Raw genomic sequence first — 20996 nt, forward strand, 5'->3', positions numbered from 1 at the left:
GCGGCAAGATGATACACTCGCGTCATGAATCAGCGAGCGGTAGAAGTGGCGAACGCGGAAGACGAGCCGCTGTACGAGGCGGCGGCCATCGCTTCGGACGATCATCCCAATGCGGAGGCGGCCTCGCCGCGACCGTGGCCGGCTATCATCGCTGCTGCTCTGCTCGCCCTGCTGGCGATCGGTTGGGTTGTGGCGCTTGGCTGGACCTTGTTCGCCTCGAGCCCGACGCGGCTGCTGCCGCCGCTGACGCTGGCGGCATGGATCGGCCTCGCCAGCGGTCCCCTAGCGTTGATCGCAACGCTCTACCTGTTACTGCTGCGCACGGGCCGGGTCGAGGCGCGGGCCTATTCGCGCGCATCCGCCCGACTGCGTGCCGACACCGCGGCGCTCACCGGCACGCTCGCTATGCTCAACGAGCAGATCGCGACAGCACGCGGCGCGCTCAACGAACAGGCCGCCGGGCTGGCCCGTCTCGGCAGTGACGCGGGCGAGCGGATCGGGCGCGCGGCGATCGAGCTGCGCGACCAGGCCGCCGCAGTCGGCCAGACCGTCGCGTCGCTCAATCACGCGACCTCAGTCGCGCGCGGCGATATGGACGTGCTGCTGAGCGAATTGCCCAATGCCGAGACCGTGGCGCGCGGCCTTTCCGAACGGCTGCGCGAGGGGGGCGCGGAAGCGGATGCGCGGGCGCGGGCGCTCGCGGAATTGCTCGGTCAGCTCGACACGCAGGCTAAGGCCGCCAATGAATCGACGGGCGGCGCGGCCGCGCGTCTGACAAGTCAGCTCGAGCGGATCGAGGCGAGCGCGGCGGCGGCCGACAAGCGGATCGAGGATGCGGCCGGATCGATGGGCCGCGCGATCGACGGCGTGCTGGAGGCAGCGGCCGAAAGCCTCGAGGACAGCCGCCAGGTCGTCGCCGGCCAGAGCGCCGCGCTGACCGCCATGGTCGACCAGAACCGCGCCTCGGTCACCGCTGCCAGTGACGAGGCGATGCGCGCATTGTCCGAACGGCTCGACCATCTGGCGGCGCGCGTCGAGGCGATCGGGGCCGGACTGCGCGGGCAGGAAGCGACGGCCGGCGGACTCGTCGCTCAGCTCGATCAGGCGATCACCGCGGTTGAGGCGCGGTTTGCGGAATTGGGCGACAAGGGTACCGCGCATACTGCAGAGCTGGTCGAACATATCGGCGCGCTGTCTGACCATGCCGACGCGGTCGGCCGCGCGCTCGGCGGCAGCAACCAGACCGCCGCGACCTTGCTCGACCGGGTCGGGCAATTGCGTCAGCAGGCGGAGGCCAGCAGCGCGACCATTTCCGACACGATCCCCGCCGCGCTGGCGCGGATCCGACTGCATGCCGAACAGAGCCTGCAGGCGATTGCCACCGCCGGCACCCGCACCGAGAATCTGAGCGAGGCGGCCGCCGCGGTCGGCGAGCGGCTGGCGGAGGCGGAAGCATTGCTCGAGCGTCAGCAGGCCGCGCTTGCCGAAATCGGCGGCCAGACCGACAGCCGCCTGGCCGGGCTTACCGAACAAACGCGCGTGCTCGAACAATTGCTTGCCAAGGCCGATGCCGAGGTGCGCTCGTTGAGCGAAGGCGCGTCCGGACAATTGGTGGAAGCGCTCAATCAGGTACGCGACACCGCCACCCAGGCGGCCGACCATGCGCGCGACGCCTTCACCGCCGCCATCCCGCGCGTCGCCCAGCGGATGAGCGAGAGCGCGGCGCGGGCAATGAGCGTGGCGCTGGCCGATGTCGGCAAGGAAGAGATCGCCGCGATCGGCGCGACATCGGAGCAAGCGATCAAGGCTGCGCATCTCGCCGCCGAGCGGCTGACCCGTCAGCTGGTCACAATCGCAGAAACCTCAACCGCGATCGAGGCGCGGATCGAAGCCAATCGCACCGACACCGAGGCGCATGACGAGCAGAATTTCGCGCGTACCGCCGGCCTGCTGATCGAGGCGCTCAACTCGACCGCGATCGACATTGCCAAAATCTTTTCGAACGAAGTCACCGACGAAGAGTGGAAAGCCTATCTGCGCGGCGACCGCGGCATCTTCACGCGCCGCGCGGTGCGGCTGCTCGACCGCACCGACGCCCAGATCGTGGTCCAGCATTACAATCAGGACGGCGAGTTCCGCGATCAGGTCAACCGCTACGTCCACGATTTCGAGGCGCTGCTGCGCCGCGTGATGGCAACCCGCGACGGCACGCCGATCGCGACGACCATGCTGTCGTCCGACACCGGCAAGCTTTATGTGGCGCTGGCCCAGGCGATCGAGCGCCTGCGCAAATAGCCTTGGCCGCTGCCGGCCTGTCGCGCGGCTTCCCTTTTGCCAGGAAATTTTCGCGCAGGGCCATTTAGGCCGCAACAGGGAATGCGATGCCCCTGTTACGGCGAAATCGTGCGACTATCAGGCGATCGTCGGCAGCCGATCCAGATGCTTGTCGAGCGTGATGGGATAATCGCGGACGCGCACACCGGTCGCGTTGTAGATAGCGTTCGCCACCGCGGCGCCGACGCCGCACAGCCCGAGCTCGCCGACACCCTTGGCCTTCATCGGCGAGGATTTGTCGTCGGGATAATCGAGGAAGATCACGTCCTGATGCGGGATGTCGGCGTGGACCGGCACTTCGTAGCCGGCGAGGTCGTGGTTGACGAAGAAACCGAACCGCGTGTCGACGGCCAGTTCCTCGGTAAGCGCGCCGCCGACACCCATGGTCATCGCGCCGATCACCTGGCTGCGCGCCGTCTTGGGGTTGAGGATGCGGCCGGCGTCGCACACCGCGAGCATGCGGCGGACGCGGGTTTCGCCGGTGAAGCCGTCGACCGCCACCTCGACGAAATGAGCCGCGAAGGTCGACTGCTGGTAGGTCTTGTCGAGATCGCCATATTCGATGCTGTCCTCGGCGACGATCGGGCCGTCCTTGGCGGCATCCCGCAGCGGGAAGGAGCGGTTGCCGGCGCGGACGCGGCCATCGGCGAAGCTGACGTCCGACGCGTCGAAACCGAGGCGCTGTACCACTAGCTCGCGCAGCTTAACGCACGCCGCATAGAGGCCGGCGGTCGAGTTATTCCCGCCCCACTGCCCGCCCGAGCCGGCGGATACCGGGTGGTCGGAATCGCCGAGCTTCACCTTCACGCGGTCGACGGTAACGCCCATCATCTCGGCGGCCGTCTGGGCGAGGATGGTGTATGATCCCGTGCCGATATCGGTCATATCGGTTTCGACGGTAAGGCCCCCGTCCCGCTCCAGCCGGATGCGCGCTGCCGACTTCATCAGCAGGTTGTTGCGGAAACCGGCGGCCACGCCCATTCCGATCAGCCAGCGTCCCTCGCGCACGCTCGCCGGCTTGGCCTTGCGCCGGGACCAGCCGAAGCGGTCGGCGCCGGTGCGCAGGCATTCGATCAGGTGCCGCTGCGAGTAAGGCCGGTTCGGCTTCTCGGGATCGACCTGGGTGTCGTTGACGATGCGGAACTCGACCGGATCCATCCCCAGCTTCTCGGCCATTTCGTCCATCGCCATTTCCAGCACCATCAGCCCCGGCGCCTCGCCGGGTGCGCGCATGGCATTGCCTTCGGGCAAATCGAGCTTGGCCAGCTTCATGAAGGTCAGCCGGTTGGCGCCGGCATACATCAGCTTGGTCTGGGAAACCGCCGTCTCCGGCTTGCCGTCCGGCAGATTGCCCGACGTGCTGTCGTGCGCGATCGCGGTCAGCCTGCCGTCCGGCGTTGCTGCAAGCCGGACGCGCTGGATCGTTGCGGGACGATGGGTCGTATTGTTGGCGATCTGGGGCCGGGCCAGCGTCAGCTTGACGGGACGCCTGGCGGCGCGCGATCCGAGCGCGGCGAGCACGGCGTCCGCACGCAGGAATAGCTTCCCGCCGAAGCCGCCGCCGATGAAGGGCGAGTCGACGCGGACATTCTCCTTCTTCAGGCCGAACACCTTGGCGAGATCACCCTTGTTCCAGGCGATCATCTGATTGGACGTCCAGATGGTCAGCTTGTCGCCTTGCCAAGACGCGATGGTGGCATGCGGCTCCATCATTGCGTGGGTTTCATCGGGCGTGGAATAATATTGGTCGATCTTCACCGGCGCCGCAGCGAAGGCGGCATCGAAATGGCCGATCTCGTCCACCGGCGGAGCGCCCGAGCCCTCCCCGCTGCTGCCGCCTTCCAGCGGCGCGTTGGGTGCTTCCCTTTCCAGGTCGAACTTGCCGGGTGCGCGCGCATAATCGACCCGCACCAGATAGGCTGCGGCGCGGGCTTGTTCGAACGTCTCGGCAACGACGACGGCCACCGCCTGATGATAATGCTGCACCTCCGCCCCACCGAACAGGCTGGCCGCATTCTGGCTGCCCCGGATCGGCTTGGGCACGTCCAAGGTCGTCACCACGGCGAGAACGCCGGGTGCCGCTTTAGCTTCGGACGTGTCGATGCGGTTGATGCGGCCCTTTGCGACCGCGCTAGCCACCATGTAACCATAGGCCGCGTCGGGCGCCGCGTCATGGCGTTCATAGGCGTAGGGCGCCGTGCCAGTCGTCTTGAGCGGTCCGTCGATACGGTCGGTCGCCTTGCCGATCACGTTGCCCTGATCGATCGGGTTGCGGCCCGCGGGTTGATCGAACTTCATGCCGCGTTCCTCCCGTTTTGCGCGTCCGCCAGCACCGCCGCCAGCGTGCGCTGGACCAAAGCCACCTTAAACCTGTTGTCTTCAGTCGGGCGCGCGCCGGCGAGCAGCCGGTCGGCCGCCGCCTTGGCCCCCTGGGGAAGCGCCTGATCGGCGGCGCTCGATCGCCACGGCTTCGGCGCGATCGCGCCAACCGCGAATTGCCCGGTGCCGTCCTTCTGGATCACGGCCGCCACCGAGACGAGCGCGAAGGCGTAGGAGGCGCGATCCCGCACCTTGTGGTAGATGTGGGTTCCGCCGAGCGGGCGCGGCAACGTCACGGCCGTGATCAGCTCGCCGGGCTGCAGATTGGTCTCGATGTGCGGCGTATCGCCCCACAAGCGGTGGAAATCAGCGATCGGAACAGAGCGGGTCGTGCCTTGCGGGGTGACCGTCTCGACCACCGCGTCCAGCGCGCGCATCGCTACCGCCATGTCGCCCGGATGGGTTGCGATACAGGCGTCGCTGGTGCCGATAATGCCCAACTGGCGCGAATAGCCGCCGATGGCCGAACAGCCGGATCCCGGCTTGCGCTTGTTGCACGGCATGTTCGTGTCGTAAAAATAGGGGCAACGCGTCCGCTGCAGCAGATTGCCGGCAGTCGTCGCCTTGTTCCGGAGCTGCCCCGAAGCGCCCGCCACGATCGCGCGGGTAAGCACGCCATAATCGCGGCGTACGCGCGCATCGCTGGCCAGGGCGGTATTGGTGACCAGCGCGCCGATGCGAAGCCCGCCATCCGCCGTCCTCTCGATACGGTCGAGCTGCAGATCCTGAACGTCAACCAGATGTGCCGGCGTCTCGATCTCCAGCTTCATCAAGTCGAGCAGATTGGTACCGCCCGCCAGGAATTTGGCGCCCGGCGTGTGCGCGACCTCCGCTGCCGCCGCGGCGGGGCTACTGGCGCGGGCATAAGTGAAGCTCTTCATGCCTGGCCTCCGGCTACTTGGGCGATTGCCTCGGCAATGTTGGAATAGGCGCCGCAGCGGCAGATATTGCCGCTCATCCGCTCGCGTAGCTCGATATTTGTGGCCTGCGGACGGGCCGTCACGTCCTGCTGGACGTGGCTCGGTATGCCGGCCTTGATCTCGTCGAGCACAGCAACCGCCGAGCATATCTGCCCTGGCGTGCAATAGCCGCACTGATAGCCGTCATGCTTGACGAACGCGGCCTGCATCGGATGCAGCCGATCGGGCGTGCCGAGGCCTTCGATCGTGATGACTTTGTCGCCCTGATGCTGCGCGGCAAGGCTAAGGCAGGAGTTGATCCGTGTGCCGTTCACGATGACCGTGCAGGCACCGCACTGGCCGTGATCGCAGCCCTTCTTGGTCCCGGTAAGGTGAAGATGTTCGCGCAGCGCATCGAGCAGGGTGGTGCGCGTATCGAGCTGCAGTTCGCGACGCTGACCGTTGACCGTCAGCGTTACAGGCATGGTCGAGGGTGGGGCGGCCGTCCGCGGCTGAGCTTCAACCGGGGGTGCCGCCGCGACTGCGGCGGTGGCCGCGCCGGCAGCGAGCAGACCGCGTCTCGAAATCTCCAGTTCAGAGGTCATTGCCAACCACTCCCTTCCTGACGAGGTTCGCCCCGCCTCAGCGCCTGCCGTTCCGTTCAGAACGCTCGAGCGGCTATTGAAGCACATCGTTCATCGAAGCGCATTGTAATGCTCATCCGACACGGGCTCCAGCCAGGTGACGCTCGTTCCATCGAGCGCCTCCGACACCGCCACATGTGTCATCGCCGTCTCGCGCGCTGCACCATGCCAATGCTTCACGCCGGGGCCGATCCAGACGGTATCGCCCGCCTTGATGGGTTGAGCGGGCTCGCCGCCGAGCTGGACCCATCCTTTGCCGTCGGTCACGACCAGCAGCTGTCCTAGTGGATGGGTGTGCCAATTGGTGTGCGCGCCCGGCTGGAAGGTCACGGTCGCTCCGCCAAGACGGGCTCCGCCGGTGCCTTTGAAGGGAGACGTGACGGCGACCGCGCCGGTGAAGTAATCGGCGGCGCCCGGCGTAGGCGACCAATGCGGCGGGACGATCCGCAGCTTGGGTTCGGGAGCGGGCACATCGACGCGGGGGATCGACATCTCGATGCCGTCATTCAGCGTCACGGAAGGAGGATCGCTGGTCATGCCGGGGCTCCTCTGCTCAACGATTGACAAAACGCTGTTGCGACGGGGAATAGCGTTCCCCGTGCACCTCAATAGCGGCGAGCGCCTGATCCATGCGAGCCAGATCGTCTGCGGCAAGCTCGATATCGGCAGCGCCGAGATTTTCCTCGAGCCGGTGGAGCTTGGTGGTGCCGGGGATGGGCACGATCCAGGGCCGCTGCGCCAGCAGCCAAGCGAGCGCGATCTGGGCAGGCGTTGCGCCCTTCAGAGCGGCAACATCGCGGATGACGTCGACCAGCGCTTGGTTAGCCTGCAAGGCAGCGGGCGAGAAGCGGGGCGCGGTGCTGCGGAAATCGCCGTCGCTGAAGGTGGCGTTCGCATCGAAGCGGCCGGTGAGGAAGCCGCGTCCGAGCGGGCTGAACGGCACGAAGCCGATGCCCAATTCTTCCAGCAGCGGCAGAATCGCGGTCTCGGGATCACGCCACCACATCGAATATTCGCTCTGCAATGCCGCCACCGGCTGGACTTCATGCGCACGGCGGATCGAGTCGACGCCCGCCTCCGACAGGCCGAAATGCTTCACCTTACCCGCCTGGATCAGCGCCTTGACCGTGCCGGCCACGTCCTCGATCGGCACATCCGGGTCGACGCGATGCTGATAGAAGAGGTCGATACGATCGGTGCGGAGGCGCTTGAGGGCGGCGTCGGCGACCTCACGAATACGCTCGGGCCGGCTGTCGAGCCCGTCCGAGGGCACGCCATTGCGGCGAGCGGATCGAAAAGGACATGATCGCCGTGCGCATCGGACCACAGCTACGCATGGCGGCGGTCGGGGCGCCGGACTATTTCGTGCGCCGAGGCGTTCCCGCCACGCCCCACGATCTGTCAGCGCATTCCTGCATCAACCTGCGCCAGACGAGCTCCGGCGGCCTCTATGTGTGGGAATTCGAGAAAGACGGCCGCGAACTTAATGTGCGGGTCGAAGGGCAGCTCGTGTTCAATCGCGTCAACCTGATCATGGATGCGGCGATCGCAGGCCACGGCATCGCCTTCATCATGGAAGACCATGTCGCCGAGTTCGTCGCGGCGGGCAGCCTGATGCGGGTGCTGGAGGATTGGTGCGAGCCATTCGACGGCTACCACCTCTATTATGCCAGCCGACGCCAGCCCTCGCCGGCGTTCAGCCTCCTAGTGGATGCGCTGCGCTATCGGGGATGAGCGGTTTTGATGGAGACGGCGCCACTCGAAAGTTGTTCTGCCGCCGGTAGCGCCACTTCCGCTGCTATTACGGGCAGGACTGTATTGGACGTTCGACGATTTAACGGTCTTCACTAAAAACCGAGCTCCTTAGGCGTCGCAGATACGTTGAGCTTGACCGGAAAGGCCGTGGTTTCAGGCAATTCTGACACCATTCGTGCGCAAACTTTCGCACTTAGATCGCGACGTGCTCCATTCCAATCGATCCAGCAAACGGGCTGTGCGTTACGCACTTCAATTCCCACAGTGCGATAAGGCTCGGGAAGCTTCACTGGCCCAGAGGGCAAATGCCAAGTTATTCTTCCGTCATATTGAGAGACCTGCGGCTGCCCTGCATCATTCCGTGGCGGATCCAGTTTGGCGCGACGGCGAAGGATAGAGCAGGTCTCCTGATCGAGTAAGTCATGTCCGCTCGATTGCGCAATAATGCAGTCGCGGACCAAGCCGTCCGTGCCGAGTATCAGCCTAAACCCTACGCTCCCCTGCATCCTCTGAATTACAGCGTCGCGCGGGTAGTCGTCGAACGTAAACCAAATAGGGGTGGGCTGAGGCAGATGCGCCTTAGGCAAGCTGCTGCCCGTGCTCGGCAATTGTGCGGCTACGGAAACCGCGAGAACGGAGAATAGTGAACTTCCCAACCGCAAAGCGTGCATGGTCGTTTCCAGCCAAAGGGGCCTGCTCTCGCAGCTGACTTAGCAATAGCGGGCGGGGCAGCGATACACCACCAAGCAAGTCGATGCCGCTCAGCCGCCCTCGAGCACCCGATCCGGCACGAGGTTGAAGCTCTGCACCGGCAGCCATTGATAGACGTAATTGGCGTAATAGAGGCCAAACAGCACGGCCGCGACCAGCGTCGTCCATTTGGCGGTGCGCCAGAAGCTGAAGCTGGGTGGCGCGCCTTCGAACTGGCCGGGGACGCGGTTTTCCTGCCCGTCCGCGCGCAGGCGGAAAGGCAGGACGAAGAAGAAGCTCAGCGCCCAGAACAGCGGATAGAGCGCGATGATCGAGCTCAGGCGCATCGCAGGCTCATACCTGGATCAGGCTGACTTCGACGACCGGCTTCTTGCCGGTCCAGGTCGTGGCAACGCGGCGCACGCTCAGGCGGATCGCCTCGCGCAGGCCGGCTTCGTCTTTCTTGTTGCCCTTGACCGCGGCCGCCGCGGCATCGCGCGCATCGTCCAGGAAATCGTCGCGATCCTCTTCTACCGGAATGCCCTGCAGCGCGACGGCGGGCTCACCGCGCAGGCGGTTATTCTGGTCGAGCGCGACCGTCACCGCGATCACGCCATTGGCGGAGATGCGGCGGCGCTCGTTCATGGTGGAACCGTCGGCGGGCAGGATGACGTCGCCGTCGAGGATCAGCCGTCCCGCGCGCTCGTTGCCGATCTTCTTCGGCCCGTTGGGCGCGAGCCGGACGACCTCGCCATTGACCTGAACGATGCCCCGGGGCACGCCCTGCGAGCGTGCGAAGCGGTCCTGCTCGGCCAGGTGGCGCATCTCGCCATGGACCGGCAGAATGATTTCCGGACGCATCCACTGATACATCAGCGCCAGCTCGGGTCGGCCGGGATGGCCGGAGACGTGGACATGCGCCTGGCGCTCGGTGATCATGATCACGCCTTTGGTGGCGAGCGCATTCTGGATGCGGCCAATCGCCATTTCGTTGCCGGGTATCTGCTTGGACGAGAAGACGACGGTGTCGCCTTCGGACAGTTTGAGCTGGTGGCTGTCGAAGGCGATCCGGCCGAGTGCGGCGCGGGCCTCGCCCTGGCCGCCGGTGGCGACGATCATCACTTCGTGCGCGGGCAATTTCATCGCCGCGTCGAAATCGATGATCGGCGGGAAATCCTGGAGATAGCCGACGCTCTTGGCGACCTTGATGATGCGATCGAGCGAACGGCCCGCGACGCAGAGCTGGCGGCCGCAATCGCGCGCGACCTGGCCGAGCGTCTGGACGCGCGCGGCGTTGGACGCAAAGGTAGTGACGAGCACGCGCCCCTCGACCGCGCTGACGACGCCCGCGAGGCCTTCGCGCACGGACGCTTCGGAGCCGGACGCGGCATCGTTGAAGACATTGGTTGAATCGCAGACCAACGCGAGCACGCCGGCATCGCCAATCGCGCTCAATTCGGCCGGGGTAGCGGGCGCGCCGACCAAAGGCTGCTCGTCCAGCTTCCAGTCGCCGGTATGAAAGATGTTGCCGTACGGGGTCTCGATCAGCAAGCCGTTACCTTCCGGGATCGAATGGGCGAGTGGCACATAGGTGAAGTTGAACGGTCCGAGCCGGACGCTGCCGCCGCGCTCGACAATGTTGAGTTCGACCTGGGACGCTATGCCCTCTTCGTCGAGTTTGCCCTGGATCAGGCCGGCGGTGAATGGCGTGGCGAACAGCGGCACACCGAGATCGGCGGCGAGATAGGGGATCGCGCCGATATGATCCTCATGGCCGTGGGTGAGCACGATGCCGAGCAGGTTGTCGCGGTTCCGCTCGATGAATTCGAGGTCGGGCAGGATGAGATCGATGCCCGGATAAGCCGGATCTGCAAAGGTCAGGCCGAGATCGACCATGACCCATTTACCGTCGCAACCGTAGAGATTGACGTTCATGCCGATCTCGCCCGATCCGCCGAGCGCAAGGAACAGCAGTTCTTTTCCTGGAATTGTCACTTAGTTTCCGATTGTTGGCGGCCGTAAGCCGCAATGATTTCGTGCCGCGGCGAGGCCTGCGGCTACATCTCATGTAGAGGTTGCGCGGTTCGCTGCAAGGTTGCGCTGCGCGAGCTGATGTTTTGAGCCTCGTCGCCTAGCCGGAGGGACCCTCGATTGCGCGCGCATCGCGGTGTCCAGACATCGCCGAGCATGGGCCGTCGCCGTGGGTGCTTCATGGCCGAGCCCGGGGTCTATGCATATTTGCACCCCATCCGGAGCATTGGCGCGAAGCCTTCGCCACTCCTCCCCCGTCACCATCGCAATGAGATCCTTGAGGCCGGCGATGACTTCGACCCTCCCCGTTACCCGGCGCAGGATCGAGCCCAGGTCGGCATCCTGCCATGGCGCATAATAACGAGGCTGGTTACTTCGAGCAGCTGCCTGCGCCTTGCCGGAGTGTCCAGGATTTCGTTGGTTCGATCGACGTCGCAGAAGACCAGTTGAGGCGGAGCAACCAGCGCCTGCAAGGGGTGACGTCCGTCAAGCGAGGCGGCGACGATCTCACGATAAGTCGCGAGCATGGGCGAAAGGAGTACCAGCGTACCGCGATGCCTGGCCTGGGCGGCGATCGCCGCGAGGAAAGCGCCGTAGCTTTCGCCGACGATCACGGTCGAGGGTCCGTCCCAATGTCGAATGACCATCCGCATCTCACGGACCGCTCGTGGCATGCCGGCGTAGGTCCTGCGGACTTCACCCAGGATGCGCTCAACGATGGCGTCGCGTGACATCGGCAGCGCAATGTCCAACGAGGGCGGCCTGGTCCAGGCAGAGCGCTCCGCCGAGCCGTAATAAGCGGGTGTGATTACGCGCGCCCGGAAACGCGAAGTAAGATAACGATCGAGGTCGTCAATCTTGCTGACGGTCGGCTGGTCGGGGCCTCCCCGAATCAGAATGATCGTCCGCAGCGGTCGGGCGACGCCGATTTCGCGATACGGTATGCCATGCAAAGACCCAGTCGCAATTCGGAGCTGCGCAGGAGCTGTCGGCGCGGCCGCCGTGCACCCTCCGGCGACGATCGAAGCCGCCGCGAGCATCACGCAGTGGAAGAAAGGGGAAAGTAGGCGTCTCAGGCGGCTATACCCTAAGCTCGAGTGTCATAAACACGCTGTTGGGATCGGGCACATAGCCGCGATAGGCGGCGCATTCGACGAAGCCATGCGCCGCATAAAGCGCGCGGGCCGGCGCGAAATAGGGGATGCCGCCGGTCTCGAGATAGAGCCGCCGATAGCCACGCGCGCGGGCGGTGGCGAGGATGTGCGCGACGATGGCAGAACCGACGCCGCGACCTCGCGCCGCTGCGGCGACATGCATCGATTTCACCTCGCCCTCCCCGTCACCGAGATCCTTGAGCGCGCCGACGCCGAGCAGGCTGTCGCCTTCCCATACTGCCCAGAAGGTCAGCTCGGGCTTTTGCAGGCCCCCCACATCGAGCGCATGGCAGCTCTCGCGCGGCATATCGGCGGTGGCGGTCGCGACGTGGGTTTGCAGCAGTGCGATAATATGCGGATCGGCGAGGTCGCCCGGGACGATCCGCCAGCCCGCGTCAGTCGCCATCGTCGCCCTTCGGCTGGCAGGCGCAGGCCGCCTTGGCCTTGCGCGCGACGCGGGTGGTCGCGAACTCGGCCGGATTGAGCGAGCCCGATTTGTCGGCGTCCGCCTTACCAAACTTCTCCTCGGCCTTGACTGCATATTCGTCGAAAGTCAGCCGGCCGTCATTGTTGACATCGAGCTTGGCGAAGTTGCGGTGGCGGGCGGCGAGGAATTCGTCGCGGCTGATGGCGCCATTCTTGTCATGATCGCTACGCGAGAAGCGTTTCTCCTCGCGGGTCTTTTCACTGGCGGCGGGCGTAGCCGGCATTGGTTCGTCGTCCGCGTCCGGCGAAGCGCTGGCGGTCGCCGCGTGCGAGATCCCATGTTGGGCAACCGCCGTGCTGCGCCACCATAGGACGCCGCCGACCAACAGCACTAAGGCTACCACCGCTCCGACCCAATAGCGCCACATATTGTCCGCCTCCTTCGCTCGCCCCGTGAGAGCGAATTGCTACCCATTTGTCCGTTCATGCTAAACTTGGGCGAACAATGATCAGGTCACCCTTTCTTCTTTGCTAACGCCCCGTAATTCGTAGCGCCAGTATTCGTAGCAATCGAGCCGGACTGCCCTGTACGCGGCCGCCGAGCCTGCTGTCGTGCTCCGCCAGCACGAACAGGGCGGCGAGCGGGCGAGCGGCGGGAGGCCAGGTCCGGGAGGGAACGTCGCGGGCAAGCTCGCGGGCGCGCGCCAGTGCGGCATCGCGCACCGCGGGCCGGGAATGATGGAAGCCAAGATCGGCCAGCGCCCACACTTCTCCTGCCGCGGGCAAGCGATCATCTGCGGCGCCGAGGATCGCTGCCGCCGCCGCGAACAGGTTGCGACCTCGCTCCCGCCCATGTCGCGGAATAAGGAGTTCGCTTTCGTCCCCGTCGATCAATGCGGACCAGCCGTCCTCGATCGCGGCCAGTGCCGCCCCCGTCACGCCGTGCGGCAATGCTGTCGTCGCGAGTGCCCGCAGCAGCGGTTCGGCGGGCGCGCTGTCGGGATTCAGCTTTTCCAGCGCCTCGCGCCACCAGGCAAGGCGCATCAGGCCGATCATCGGCTCGGTCGTGGAAGAAACGATCTGGCCGAAGCGCTCGTCCAGCTGGAACAAGGCGGTCAGCGCGGCGCGCGTGGCGGCGGGCGCGTAGGCGATAGCGAGCGCACGTTCGGGGTCGGCGATATGGTCGAGTTCAGTGGGCACGGTTTCCCCGGCCGGTCGGTAATCGTTCCCCCGCGAAGGCGAGTGTCCAAACTGACATTCGGGCCTGGGCCCCGGCCTTCGCCGGGGAACAAGATGTTGATAATCGGCTTCCGTGCACTTCCCCCCAGACAGGGGAGCAGTGCATCAGCGGTAGCAGACCTTTTTCGCCGCAGCGACGACCTGATCGGCGGTGATTAGGGCCATCTTTTCGAGGTTGGCGGCGTAAGGCAGCGGCACGTCGACATTGGTGACGCGCAGCACCGGCGCGTCGAGATCATCGAAGCCCTGCTCCATCGCCACCGCCGCGATCTCGGACGCGATCGAGCAGGTCGGCCAGCCTTCCTCGACTACCACCATGCGGTTGGTCTTCCTGAGCGAAGCCAGCACGGTCGCGGTGTCGAGCGGGCGCAACGTGCGCAGATCGATCACCTCGGCATCGATGCCGTCTTCCGCTAGCAATTTAGCGGCTTCGAGCGCGACACCGACGCCGATCGTGTAGCTGACGAGCGTTACGTCCTTGCCTTTCTTGGCGACGCGCGCCTTGCCGATCGGCAGGACATAATCATCGAGCTTGGGCACATCGAACGACTGGCCGTAGAGCAATTCGTTCTCAAGGAAGACGACCGGGTCGTTGGAGCGGATCGCCGCCTTCAAGAGGCCCTTGGCGTCGGCCGCCGAGTAAGGCGCGATCACAATCAGGCCCGGCACGCTCGCATACCACGGCCCGTAATTCTGGCTGTGCTGGGCGGCGACACGGGCGGCGGCGCCGTTGGGACCGCGGAACACGATCGGACAGCGCATCTGCCCACCCGACATATAGTTGGTCTTGGCGGCCGAATTGATGATGTGATCGATCGCCTGCATCGCGAAGTTGAAGGTCATGAACTCGACGATGGGCCTGAGGCCCGCCATCGCCGCGCCCGTGCCGATGCCGGCAAAGCCATATTCAGTGATCGGTGTGTCGATCACGCGGGTTGCGCCGAACTCGTCGAGCAGGCCTTGGGTGACCTTATAGGCGCCCTGATATTCGGCGACTTCCTCGCCCATCACGAATACGCGGTCGTCCTTGCGCATCTCCTCCGCCATGGCGTCGCGCAAGGCGTCGCGGACGGTGGTGCGGACCAGCTCGGTGCCTTCCGGCACTTCGGGATCCTCGTGCGTGTCGGCGACGTCGGCGACCAGCGCGCGCGCGGCCGTCTCCATGCGCTTGGGCGCTTCCTCAGAGCGGCTCTCGCCCTCGGGCTCCGTCTTCTGGTCGCTCGGCTGTTCGACCGGCTGCGCCTGCGGGGCGGGCGCGGCGGCCGTCGTCGGCTGGGAAGTGTCCCCGGCGCTCCGGTCCGCCTCCGCCTCACCCTCGCCCGCGATCAATGCGATAATAGCGCCGACCTTCACGCCGTCCGTGCCTTCCGGCACCACGATCTTGGCGACGGTGCCTTCATCGATGGACTCGAATTCCATCGTCGCCTTGTCGGTCTCGATCTCAGCGAGGACGTCGCCGGATTTCACCGTATCGCCCTCCTTGACCAGCCATTTGGCGAGCGTGCCCTCCTCCATCGTCGGCGAGAGCGCGGGCATCTTGATTTCAATGGGCATCTTTTCTCGCGCTCAATAAGTGTCGACGAGGACGTCGGTGTAAAGTTCGGAAGCTTCCGGTTCGGGCGATTCCTCGGCGAAGGCGGCGCTGTCGGCGACGATCTTGCGGATATCCTTGTCGAGCGACTTGAGCTGATCCTCGCTCACGCCCTTTTCGGCAAGGATGCGGGCGAGATGATCAATCGGATCGCTCTTGTCCCGGACCGACTGAACTTCTTCACGCGAACGATATTTAGCCGGATCCGACATCGAATGACCGCGATAGCGGTAAGTCTTGAGCTCCAGCAAAACCGGGCCCTTGCCGGCCTGGACCCATTCCAGCGCGGTCTCGGCCGCGCCGCGCACCGCCAGCACATCCATGCCATCGACCTGGATACCGGGAATGCGGAAGCTTTCGCCCCGCTTGTAGAGCTGGTCCTCGGCCGAGGCGCGGTTCACGCTCGTGCCCATAGCGTATTGATTATTCTCAATCACGAAGATGACGGGCAGCTTCCACAGCTCCGCCATGTTGAAGCTTTCGTAGACCTGGCCCTGATTGGCCGCGCCATCGCCGAAATAGACAAGAGCCACGCCACCATCATTGGCATATTTATGCTTGAAGGCGAGGCCCGCGCCGATCGACACCTGCGCGCCGACGATACCGTGGCCGCCGTAGAAGCCATGTTCGACCGAGAACATGTGCATCGAGCCGCCCTTGCCCTTGGAGATTCCGGCCTGGCGACCCGTCAGTTCCGCCATGATGACGTTCGGATCGATGCCGTAAGCGAGCATGTGGCCATGGTCACGATAGCCGGTGACGACCGAGTCACGACCGACCTTCAGCGCCGACTGCAGGCCGACCGCGACCGCTTCCTGGCCGATATAAAGGTGGCAGAAGCCGCCGATCAGGCCGAGCCCGTAAAGCTGCCCTGCTTTTTCCTCGAAACGGCGGATGAGCAGCATCTGGCGATAAAATTCGAGCAGCTCCTCCTTCGACGCATCATAAGGCCTCGGCTCGGGGGGGCGTTCGCGATTGGGCGTCGCGGGCGGCGCTGCCGGGGCGACGGGCGCGACGGATTTTTCTGCTCGGGCCAAGGCGGATCTCTCTCCTGCGGGCGCTTCTTAGAAGGCGCCCCTATAGGCGTGACAAACCCGCTCCCGCAACGGGCAGTTCCGCGCTTTCCATTGCGTGGCATGCAACTGCGAATGCCCGGTGTAGATAATGGGTGGAATCGGTCGCCGGCGGGTCGACCATCGATCCATTAATTGGCGGGGAGGATGACCTCGTCGGGCCGGATCTGACCGGTCTGCTTGCGCACCATCTCTTCGGCGAAGTCCGGGTCCACGTGGCGGGGATCGAGCAGATCGGCATGATGCGCCAGTCGCGCGCGTTCGGCCTGCAGCGACTGCAGCGTGACGAGATGCTCGGCGCGCTGGTGACGATAACCCGCAAGCGAAAACAGCCCATTCTGGCCGACGATCGCGGCGCCGGCAAAATAAACGATCACCGCCACGGCCACGGTTGGCCAAAAGGCGGACCGGATCATGTTCAGGGCGGGGCGGCGCGACATCTCGACGCCTGGAGAATCACGATTTGACAATGGCTTCAAGCGAAAAGCCGCCGAAACGTGCAAAAGCTGAGTCAGGCGGAGTCGCATCGATCGGCTAGATGAAGCGCGGAATCGGCCGGGGATGCGGCGTCATCCGGTCGCGCAGGTCGAAATCCACCTCATCGATATAGCACCAGCCCCAGCCCTCCGGTGGATCATAGCCTTCGATGATCGGGTGAGCCGTAGCATGGAAATGCTTGGTAGCATGTCGATTTGGCGATTCATCACAGCAGCCGACATGACCGCAGGTGCGGCACAGGCGCAGGTGGACCCACCAGGAGCCGGACTTGAGGCACTCCTCGCAACCGTCCGCGCTCGGTACGACGGTAACGATCGTGTGATAATGCGCGCAAGGATCCGCCATGGCACCAGCCTAGCCGACAGGCGCACACCGTCAACGGTGCGCGAAACGCGAATCCGACTTTGACGACTTCAGCCCGCGCCAGCCGCGCGCACCGGTGGTGCGGGGGCGGACGTCGAGAATGCGCTCCAGCAATTCCTGGCCCTCACGCCAATCGCCAAGGCCCGACTCGGCATTGATGTGCCCGGCGCTATCGAGCAGCACGTGATGCGCACCCCAAGAGGCCGCCAGTTCGGCGGAACGCGCGGCATCGCACCAGCTATCGTTGCTGCTGGCGACCACGGTTACGGGAAACGGCAAAATAGTCTTGGGTGCCGGCGCAAAGCGTTCGACCCGCGGATCGGTGCCCGGACGGTCGACATCCGGCGGTGCCACCAGCAAAGCGCCGACGACATTGCCGCTGACATCCTCGGCCAACAAACTCGCCCACCACAGGATCGCATGGCAGCCAAGGCTGTGGCCGACGAGCACGACGGGCCCCTGCGCTGCGCCGACGGCCTGATCGATGCGGCTGATCCAGACATTGCGGATCGGATCGTCCCAAACACCGAGTTGGACGCGCAGGCAATCGTGGCGTTCGGCTTCCCAGATCGTCTGCCAATGGCCCGGCCCCGAATTACCCAATCCGGGCACGATCAGGCACAGGGGAGAAAGGCCGAGCTCGCCGTCGATCATGTGCCGCACTCCGTATCGGATGTGCGCTTATCGTATTCCCTACTTTTTAACTAGGAAATACAATTAGGCTTGGCTCGGGCGTAGCTTGGCTTGGCCGGGCCCTTACCGCTTGATCGCGCTTCGCCCGGCATAACGGGCTACGGCGCCCAATTCCTCCTCGATGCGGATGAGCTGGTTATATTTGGCGAGCCGGTCCGAACGCGCGAGGCTGCCGGTCTTGATCTGACCGCAATTGGTGGCGACGGCGAGATCGGCGATGGTCGAATCCTCGGTCTCGCCCGAACGATGCGACATGACCGCGGTATAGCCGGCGCGCTGTGCCATGCTGACCGCTTCCAGCGTTTCGCTTAGCGTGCCGATCTGGTTGACCTTGACCAGCAGCGAGTTGGCGACACCCTTCTCGATGCCTTCGGCCAGGATGCGGGGGTTGGTGACGAAAATATCGTCGCCGACCAGCTGGCAGGTCGCGCCGAGTCGATCGGTCAGCAGCTTCCACCCGTCCCAATCCTGCTCGGCCATGCCGTCTTCGATCGACACAATCGGATACCTTCCGGCGAGCTCGGCGAGATAATCCACCATCTCTTCGGGCGAGAGCTTCCGCCCCTCGCCTTCCAGATCGTAGAAGCCGCCCTTGAAGAATTCGCTGGCCGCGCAATCGAGCGCGATGCCGACATCCTCACCCGGCGTGTAACCGGCGGCTTCGATCGAGCTCATAATGAAATCGAGCGCTTCGGCCGGGCTTGCCAGGTTCGGCGCGAAGCCGCCTTCGTCGCCGACCGCGGTCGCCAGCCCCTGATCGTGCAGCTTCTTCTTGAGCGTGTGGAAAATCTCGGTGCCGCAGCGCACCGCCTCGATCAGGCTGTCGCTGCCGATCGGCACGATCATGAATTCCTGGAAGTCGATCGGATTGTCGGCATGGGCGCCGCCATTGATGATGTTCATCATCGGTACCGGCAGGAGATGTGCCGAGACGCCGCCGACATAACGGTAGAGCGGCAAGCCGCGCGCTTCCGCCGCCGCCTTGGCGACCGCGAGGCTGACGCCGAGAATGCCGTTGGCGCCGAGCCGCCCCTTATTTTCGGTGCCGTCGAGCTCGATCATGATGCCGTCGACCTCGCCCTGGTCCTCGGCTTCCAGTCCCTCGACCGCCTCGGCGATCTCGCCGTTGACCGCCTCGACCGCATCGTCGACGCCTTTGCCGCCCCAGCGGCCCTTGTCGCCGTCGCGGCGCTCGACGGCCTCGCGCGTGCCGGTTGATGCGCCCGAAGGCACCGCCGCGCGGCCGAAGCTGCCATCCTCCAGCGTGACGTCGACCTCGACCGTCGGATTGCCGCGACTGTCGATCACGGTACGGGCGTGGACGTCGACGATCGCGGTCATGATTTTTCCTCGGCTGGCCTGAAACGGATGGCGCGGGCTCTATCGGCGGCAGAGCGCGGAGGCAATAATAACGCTCCCGATATGAAATAGTGTATTAGCCCGATGGAACGCAGCCCCCGTGCAGCGGTTGAATCGCTGAGACTTGGGTTATTCAGGAGACGACGACATGGCTTCCGACGAGCAGCTGCCCGAGGGTACCGACGCCATCATCGAAGGTGCCGGCGTGAGTGACGATGGCGGAGACGACGATTTCGCCACTGGAAGCTCCAATGGAAAAAATTCGGCCGGAACCTCAACAGGCCGTAATTCCGCCGCCGCACGCCCCGAGCCGGAGATTTCCGCGATCAGATCGGAAGGCGAGACCGCCAAGGCCGCCCTGTTCGACCGCTTCGACGATCTGCGTGGCCAGGCTACCGACCGGGCGCGCGATTTCGCACAGGCGGGAAAGGATCGCGCCACCTCGGCCCTCGACAGCCTGGTGCAGACGGTCGAAGACGCCGCAGAGGAAATCGATCAGAAACTGGGTAGCCAATATGGTGACTATGCGCGCCGCGCGGCCCAGGGCATCGGCAATTTCTCGGAGACGTTCCGCGACAAGGACGTCGACCAACTGTTCGCCGATGCACGCGCATTGATCGCAAAGTCGCCGGCGATCGCCGTGGGTACGGCGGCGGCGCTGGGCTTCGTAGTGGCGCGGCTTGCGCGGTCCGGCTTGCCTGAGGGTGGCTCGGACAAAGATGCGCCGAAGGCGTGATGCTGCCGAACGCCGTCGGGGAGCCCGAGTCGCTCCGCGAACTCGCCGCGCGCGTAATCGACAATGGGAAGGCCTATGTCCGGGCGGAAGTGACGCTCGCCAAAACGACGGTCACGACCAAGGCGGCCCAGGCCGGCCCAGCGGCGGGGCTGATCGTCGTCGCAATCGTGCTGGTCCAGGCGGCGGCGACAATATTGGCCGCGTCACTGGGGCTGTTGCTGGCGCGCTGGCTTGGGTTGGCCGGCGGCTTCGCGGTGGCAGCTTTGGTGGTGCTGCTGGTCGCGGGGCTGCTCGGCTGGACGGCGGTGAAACGGATCAAGGGCATAGTGAAATGAGTGAGACGGATGTCGCCCGCGCCCGCGCCGATGTGGCGCTTGCCCGCGAGCGTCTGTTGGGGTCGGCCCATGCGCTGCAATCGCGGCTGAAGCCGGCGGCACTGGCCAGCGACGCGTGGGAGAGCGCGCGCGACGCGGGTGAAACCGCCGCGACGCGCACCGCGCGCGCAATAGGCCAACGGCCGGTCGCAGCTTCTGCAGCCGCGATCGGGGTTGCTGCGTTGATCGCCCGTAAACCGCTTGCACGGCTGTTCGCCCGGCTGCGCGGCAAGATCAGTGATGGAGATAGAGATGAGTAAGCCGAGTAAGTCCAGCAAGCCCAAAGCGGCCGACAACGACACCAGCAATGGTGCGCTGACCGACGCTTACGGGAAGGTCAGCGATCGCGTCGCCGCCGCTTATGCGGCCGCACGCGAGAAGACGGCGGGTGCGGGCCAGTCGCTCGAGGCGAATCCACTGAGCGCTCTGCTCGGCGGCATTGCCATCGGCGCGATCGCGGGTGCGCTTTTGCCGCGGATCGAGAAAGAGAAGGAATTGCTGGACCCGCTCGGCGCGAAGATTGGCGATGCAGCACGCGCCGCGCTCGATGCCGGCCGGAGCGCCGGACTCGATGCTCTGGATGAAGCTGGCTTATCGACCGACCAGCTTCGCGGTCAGGTCTCCAAGCTGGTGGAACAGGCGCTCAAAGCCGCCGGCACCGCTGGTACTGCGGCCATCCAGGCCGCACGCGAGTCCGCCACGCGCTAGAAATTCAACGCAAGTTCAGACGGGCGGGCGCTTGCGTCCGCCCTTCGTAT

General features: G+C 65.1%; 23 protein-coding genes and 1 pseudogene. 6 read left to right on the top strand and 18 right to left on the bottom strand.

What is annotated here, in order from left to right; genetic code table 11:
• Positions 1–45: 45 nt before the first annotated feature.
• Positions 46–2295 carry a coiled-coil domain-containing protein gene (locus DX905_RS03650; protein ID WP_162875442.1) on the top strand — a complete coding sequence of 750 codons (2250 nt, stop codon included), beginning with the start codon at positions 46–48 and terminating at the stop codon, positions 2293–2295.
• Positions 2296–2412: 117 nt separating this feature from the next.
• Here the strand turns inward: DX905_RS03650 and paoC are convergent, their stop codons facing one another.
• The 5 genes and pseudogenes from paoC to DX905_RS03675 all read right to left on the bottom strand — a co-directional run.
• On the bottom strand, positions 2413–4632 hold the full coding sequence (gene paoC / locus DX905_RS03655; protein ID WP_116090145.1) for an aldehyde oxidoreductase molybdenum-binding subunit PaoC: 2220 nt from the start codon (positions 4630–4632) through the stop codon (positions 2413–2415).
• Complete coding sequence (locus DX905_RS03660; protein ID WP_116090146.1) at positions 4629–5594, bottom strand: FAD binding domain-containing protein; 966 nt, start codon at positions 5592–5594, stop codon at positions 4629–4631. The genes paoC and DX905_RS03660 overlap by 4 nt, the downstream gene beginning before the upstream one ends.
• Entirely contained in the window at positions 5591–6217 is a 627-nt protein-coding gene (gene paoA, locus DX905_RS03665; protein WP_116090147.1) for an aldehyde dehydrogenase iron-sulfur subunit PaoA, read from the bottom strand. Before paoA ends, DX905_RS03660 begins: the two co-directional genes overlap by 4 nt.
• A gap of 90 nt (positions 6218–6307) precedes the next feature.
• On the bottom strand, positions 6308–6793 hold the full coding sequence (locus tag DX905_RS03670; RefSeq protein ID WP_240320706.1) for a (R)-mandelonitrile lyase: 486 nt from the start codon (positions 6791–6793) through the stop codon (positions 6308–6310).
• Positions 6794–6809: 16 nt separating this feature from the next.
• Positions 6810–7535, bottom strand: a pseudogene (locus DX905_RS03675) (aldo/keto reductase); the annotation flags it as partial.
• A 23-nt stretch (positions 7536–7558) separates the two neighbouring features.
• On the opposite strand from DX905_RS03675, the gene DX905_RS03680 reads away from it, so the two are divergent.
• Positions 7559–7990: a LysR substrate-binding domain-containing protein gene (locus DX905_RS03680; RefSeq protein ID WP_116092301.1), complete on the top strand. Its 432-nt coding sequence runs from the start codon at positions 7559–7561 to the stop codon at positions 7988–7990.
• A gap of 113 nt (positions 7991–8103) precedes the next feature.
• Here DX905_RS03680 and DX905_RS16445 read toward each other — a convergent pair whose 3' ends face one another.
• From DX905_RS16445 to eno, 13 genes are all read right to left on the bottom strand, one after another.
• Positions 8104–8682 (bottom strand): energy transducer TonB, encoded by a 579-nt coding sequence (locus DX905_RS16445; RefSeq protein WP_116090149.1) that lies wholly within the window; start codon positions 8680–8682, stop codon positions 8104–8106.
• Positions 8683–8772: 90 nt separating this feature from the next.
• A complete protein-coding gene (locus DX905_RS03690) occupies positions 8773–9048 on the bottom strand; it encodes a DUF1467 family protein (protein ID WP_116090150.1) in 276 nt (91 codons plus the stop codon).
• A gap of 7 nt (positions 9049–9055) precedes the next feature.
• The gene (locus DX905_RS03695) at positions 9056–10636 is read right to left on the bottom strand and encodes a ribonuclease J (RefSeq protein ID WP_116092302.1); all 1581 of its coding nucleotides are present in this window, start codon (positions 10634–10636) and stop codon (positions 9056–9058) included.
• A 404-nt stretch (positions 10637–11040) separates the two neighbouring features.
• Entirely contained in the window at positions 11041–11484 is a 444-nt protein-coding gene (locus DX905_RS15935; RefSeq protein WP_162875443.1) for a hypothetical protein, read from the bottom strand.
• A 328-nt stretch (positions 11485–11812) separates the two neighbouring features.
• On the bottom strand, positions 11813–12292 hold the full coding sequence (locus DX905_RS03705; RefSeq protein WP_116090152.1) for a GNAT family N-acetyltransferase: 480 nt from the start codon (positions 12290–12292) through the stop codon (positions 11813–11815).
• A complete protein-coding gene (locus DX905_RS03710; protein ID WP_116090153.1) occupies positions 12282–12740 on the bottom strand; it encodes an EF-hand domain-containing protein in 459 nt (152 codons plus the stop codon). Before DX905_RS03710 ends, DX905_RS03705 begins: the two co-directional genes overlap by 11 nt.
• Before the next feature lie 103 nt (positions 12741–12843).
• Positions 12844–13512 carry a squalene/phytoene synthase family protein gene (locus DX905_RS03715; protein WP_240320707.1) on the bottom strand — a complete coding sequence of 223 codons (669 nt, stop codon included), beginning with the start codon at positions 13510–13512 and terminating at the stop codon, positions 12844–12846.
• Between the two features lie 144 nt (positions 13513–13656).
• Positions 13657–15105, bottom strand: coding sequence for a pyruvate dehydrogenase complex E1 component subunit beta (locus tag DX905_RS03720; RefSeq protein WP_116090154.1), 1449 nt, complete (start codon positions 15103–15105; stop codon positions 13657–13659).
• 12 nt (positions 15106–15117) lie between these two features.
• On the bottom strand, positions 15118–16179 hold the full coding sequence (gene pdhA, locus DX905_RS03725; RefSeq protein WP_116090155.1) for a pyruvate dehydrogenase (acetyl-transferring) E1 component subunit alpha: 1062 nt from the start codon (positions 16177–16179) through the stop codon (positions 15118–15120).
• Positions 16180–16346: 167 nt separating this feature from the next.
• A complete protein-coding gene (locus DX905_RS03730) occupies positions 16347–16655 on the bottom strand; it encodes an FtsB family cell division protein (protein WP_116090156.1) in 309 nt (102 codons plus the stop codon).
• Between the two features lie 94 nt (positions 16656–16749).
• The gene (locus tag DX905_RS03735; protein WP_116090157.1) at positions 16750–17058 is read right to left on the bottom strand and encodes a UBP-type zinc finger domain-containing protein; all 309 of its coding nucleotides are present in this window, start codon (positions 17056–17058) and stop codon (positions 16750–16752) included.
• 30 nt (positions 17059–17088) lie between these two features.
• On the bottom strand, positions 17089–17730 hold the full coding sequence (locus DX905_RS03740; RefSeq protein ID WP_116090158.1) for an RBBP9/YdeN family alpha/beta hydrolase: 642 nt from the start codon (positions 17728–17730) through the stop codon (positions 17089–17091).
• A 102-nt stretch (positions 17731–17832) separates the two neighbouring features.
• Positions 17833–19110 (bottom strand): phosphopyruvate hydratase, encoded by a 1278-nt coding sequence (eno, locus tag DX905_RS03745; protein WP_116090159.1) that lies wholly within the window; start codon positions 19108–19110, stop codon positions 17833–17835.
• 166 nt (positions 19111–19276) lie between these two features.
• Here eno and DX905_RS03750 point away from each other — a divergent pair, with 166 nt between their 5' ends.
• Genes DX905_RS03750 through DX905_RS03765 form a run of 4 tightly spaced genes read left to right on the top strand, consistent with a single transcriptional unit; the run spans position 19277 to position 20946 of the window.
• Positions 19277–19864: a hypothetical protein gene (locus tag DX905_RS03750; RefSeq protein ID WP_116090160.1), complete on the top strand. Its 588-nt coding sequence runs from the start codon at positions 19277–19279 to the stop codon at positions 19862–19864.
• Positions 19864–20199: a phage holin family protein gene (locus tag DX905_RS03755; RefSeq protein ID WP_116090161.1), complete on the top strand. Its 336-nt coding sequence runs from the start codon at positions 19864–19866 to the stop codon at positions 20197–20199. The genes DX905_RS03750 and DX905_RS03755 overlap by 1 nt, the downstream gene beginning before the upstream one ends.
• Positions 20196–20498: a DUF3618 domain-containing protein gene (locus tag DX905_RS03760; RefSeq protein ID WP_116090162.1), complete on the top strand. Its 303-nt coding sequence runs from the start codon at positions 20196–20198 to the stop codon at positions 20496–20498. The genes DX905_RS03755 and DX905_RS03760 overlap by 4 nt, the downstream gene beginning before the upstream one ends.
• A complete protein-coding gene (locus DX905_RS03765) occupies positions 20491–20946 on the top strand; it encodes a hypothetical protein (protein ID WP_116090163.1) in 456 nt (151 codons plus the stop codon). Before DX905_RS03760 ends, DX905_RS03765 begins: the two co-directional genes overlap by 8 nt.
• Positions 20947–20996: the final 50 nt, after the last annotated feature.

It is taken from the genome of Sphingomonas crusticola (genome assembly GCF_003391115.1).
GTDB lineage: Bacteria > Pseudomonadota > Alphaproteobacteria > Sphingomonadales > Sphingomonadaceae > Sphingomonas_I > Sphingomonas_I crusticola.

Coding starts and splice junctions, on each gene's coding strand:
- DX905_RS03740 (WP_116090158.1), bottom strand. CDS start 17,730: ATGATCGACGGCGAGCTCGGCCTTTCTCCCCTGTGCCTGATCGTGCCC.
- DX905_RS03760 (WP_116090162.1), top strand. CDS start 20,196: ATGAGTGAGACGGATGTCGCCCGCGCCCGCGCCGATGTGGCGCTTGCC.
- DX905_RS03735 (WP_116090157.1), bottom strand. CDS start 17,058: ATGGCGGATCCTTGCGCGCATTATCACACGATCGTTACCGTCGTACCG.
- DX905_RS03690 (WP_116090150.1), bottom strand. CDS start 9,048: ATGCGCCTGAGCTCGATCATCGCGCTCTATCCGCTGTTCTGGGCGCTG.
- DX905_RS03720 (WP_116090154.1), bottom strand. CDS start 15,105: ATGCCCATTGAAATCAAGATGCCCGCGCTCTCGCCGACGATGGAGGAG.
- DX905_RS03710 (WP_116090153.1), bottom strand. CDS start 12,740: ATGTGGCGCTATTGGGTCGGAGCGGTGGTAGCCTTAGTGCTGTTGGTC.
- DX905_RS03680 (WP_116092301.1), top strand. CDS start 7,559: ATGATCGCCGTGCGCATCGGACCACAGCTACGCATGGCGGCGGTCGGG.
- DX905_RS03660 (WP_116090146.1), bottom strand. CDS start 5,594: ATGAAGAGCTTCACTTATGCCCGCGCCAGTAGCCCCGCCGCGGCGGCA.
- DX905_RS03765 (WP_116090163.1), top strand. CDS start 20,491: ATGAGTAAGCCGAGTAAGTCCAGCAAGCCCAAAGCGGCCGACAACGAC.
- DX905_RS03750 (WP_116090160.1), top strand. CDS start 19,277: ATGGCTTCCGACGAGCAGCTGCCCGAGGGTACCGACGCCATCATCGAA.
- eno (WP_116090159.1), bottom strand. CDS start 19,110: ATGACCGCGATCGTCGACGTCCACGCCCGTACCGTGATCGACAGTCGC.
- paoA (WP_116090147.1), bottom strand. CDS start 6,217: ATGACCTCTGAACTGGAGATTTCGAGACGCGGTCTGCTCGCTGCCGGC.
- DX905_RS16445 (WP_116090149.1), bottom strand. CDS start 8,682: ATGCACGCTTTGCGGTTGGGAAGTTCACTATTCTCCGTTCTCGCGGTT.
- DX905_RS03670 (WP_240320706.1), bottom strand. CDS start 6,793: ATGACCAGCGATCCTCCTTCCGTGACGCTGAATGACGGCATCGAGATG.
- paoC (WP_116090145.1), bottom strand. CDS start 4,632: ATGAAGTTCGATCAACCCGCGGGCCGCAACCCGATCGATCAGGGCAAC.
- DX905_RS03755 (WP_116090161.1), top strand. CDS start 19,864: ATGCTGCCGAACGCCGTCGGGGAGCCCGAGTCGCTCCGCGAACTCGCC.
- DX905_RS03730 (WP_116090156.1), bottom strand. CDS start 16,655: ATGTCGCGCCGCCCCGCCCTGAACATGATCCGGTCCGCCTTTTGGCCA.
- DX905_RS03695 (WP_116092302.1), bottom strand. CDS start 10,636: ATGAACGTCAATCTCTACGGTTGCGACGGTAAATGGGTCATGGTCGAT.
- DX905_RS03705 (WP_116090152.1), bottom strand. CDS start 12,292: ATGGCGACTGACGCGGGCTGGCGGATCGTCCCGGGCGACCTCGCCGAT.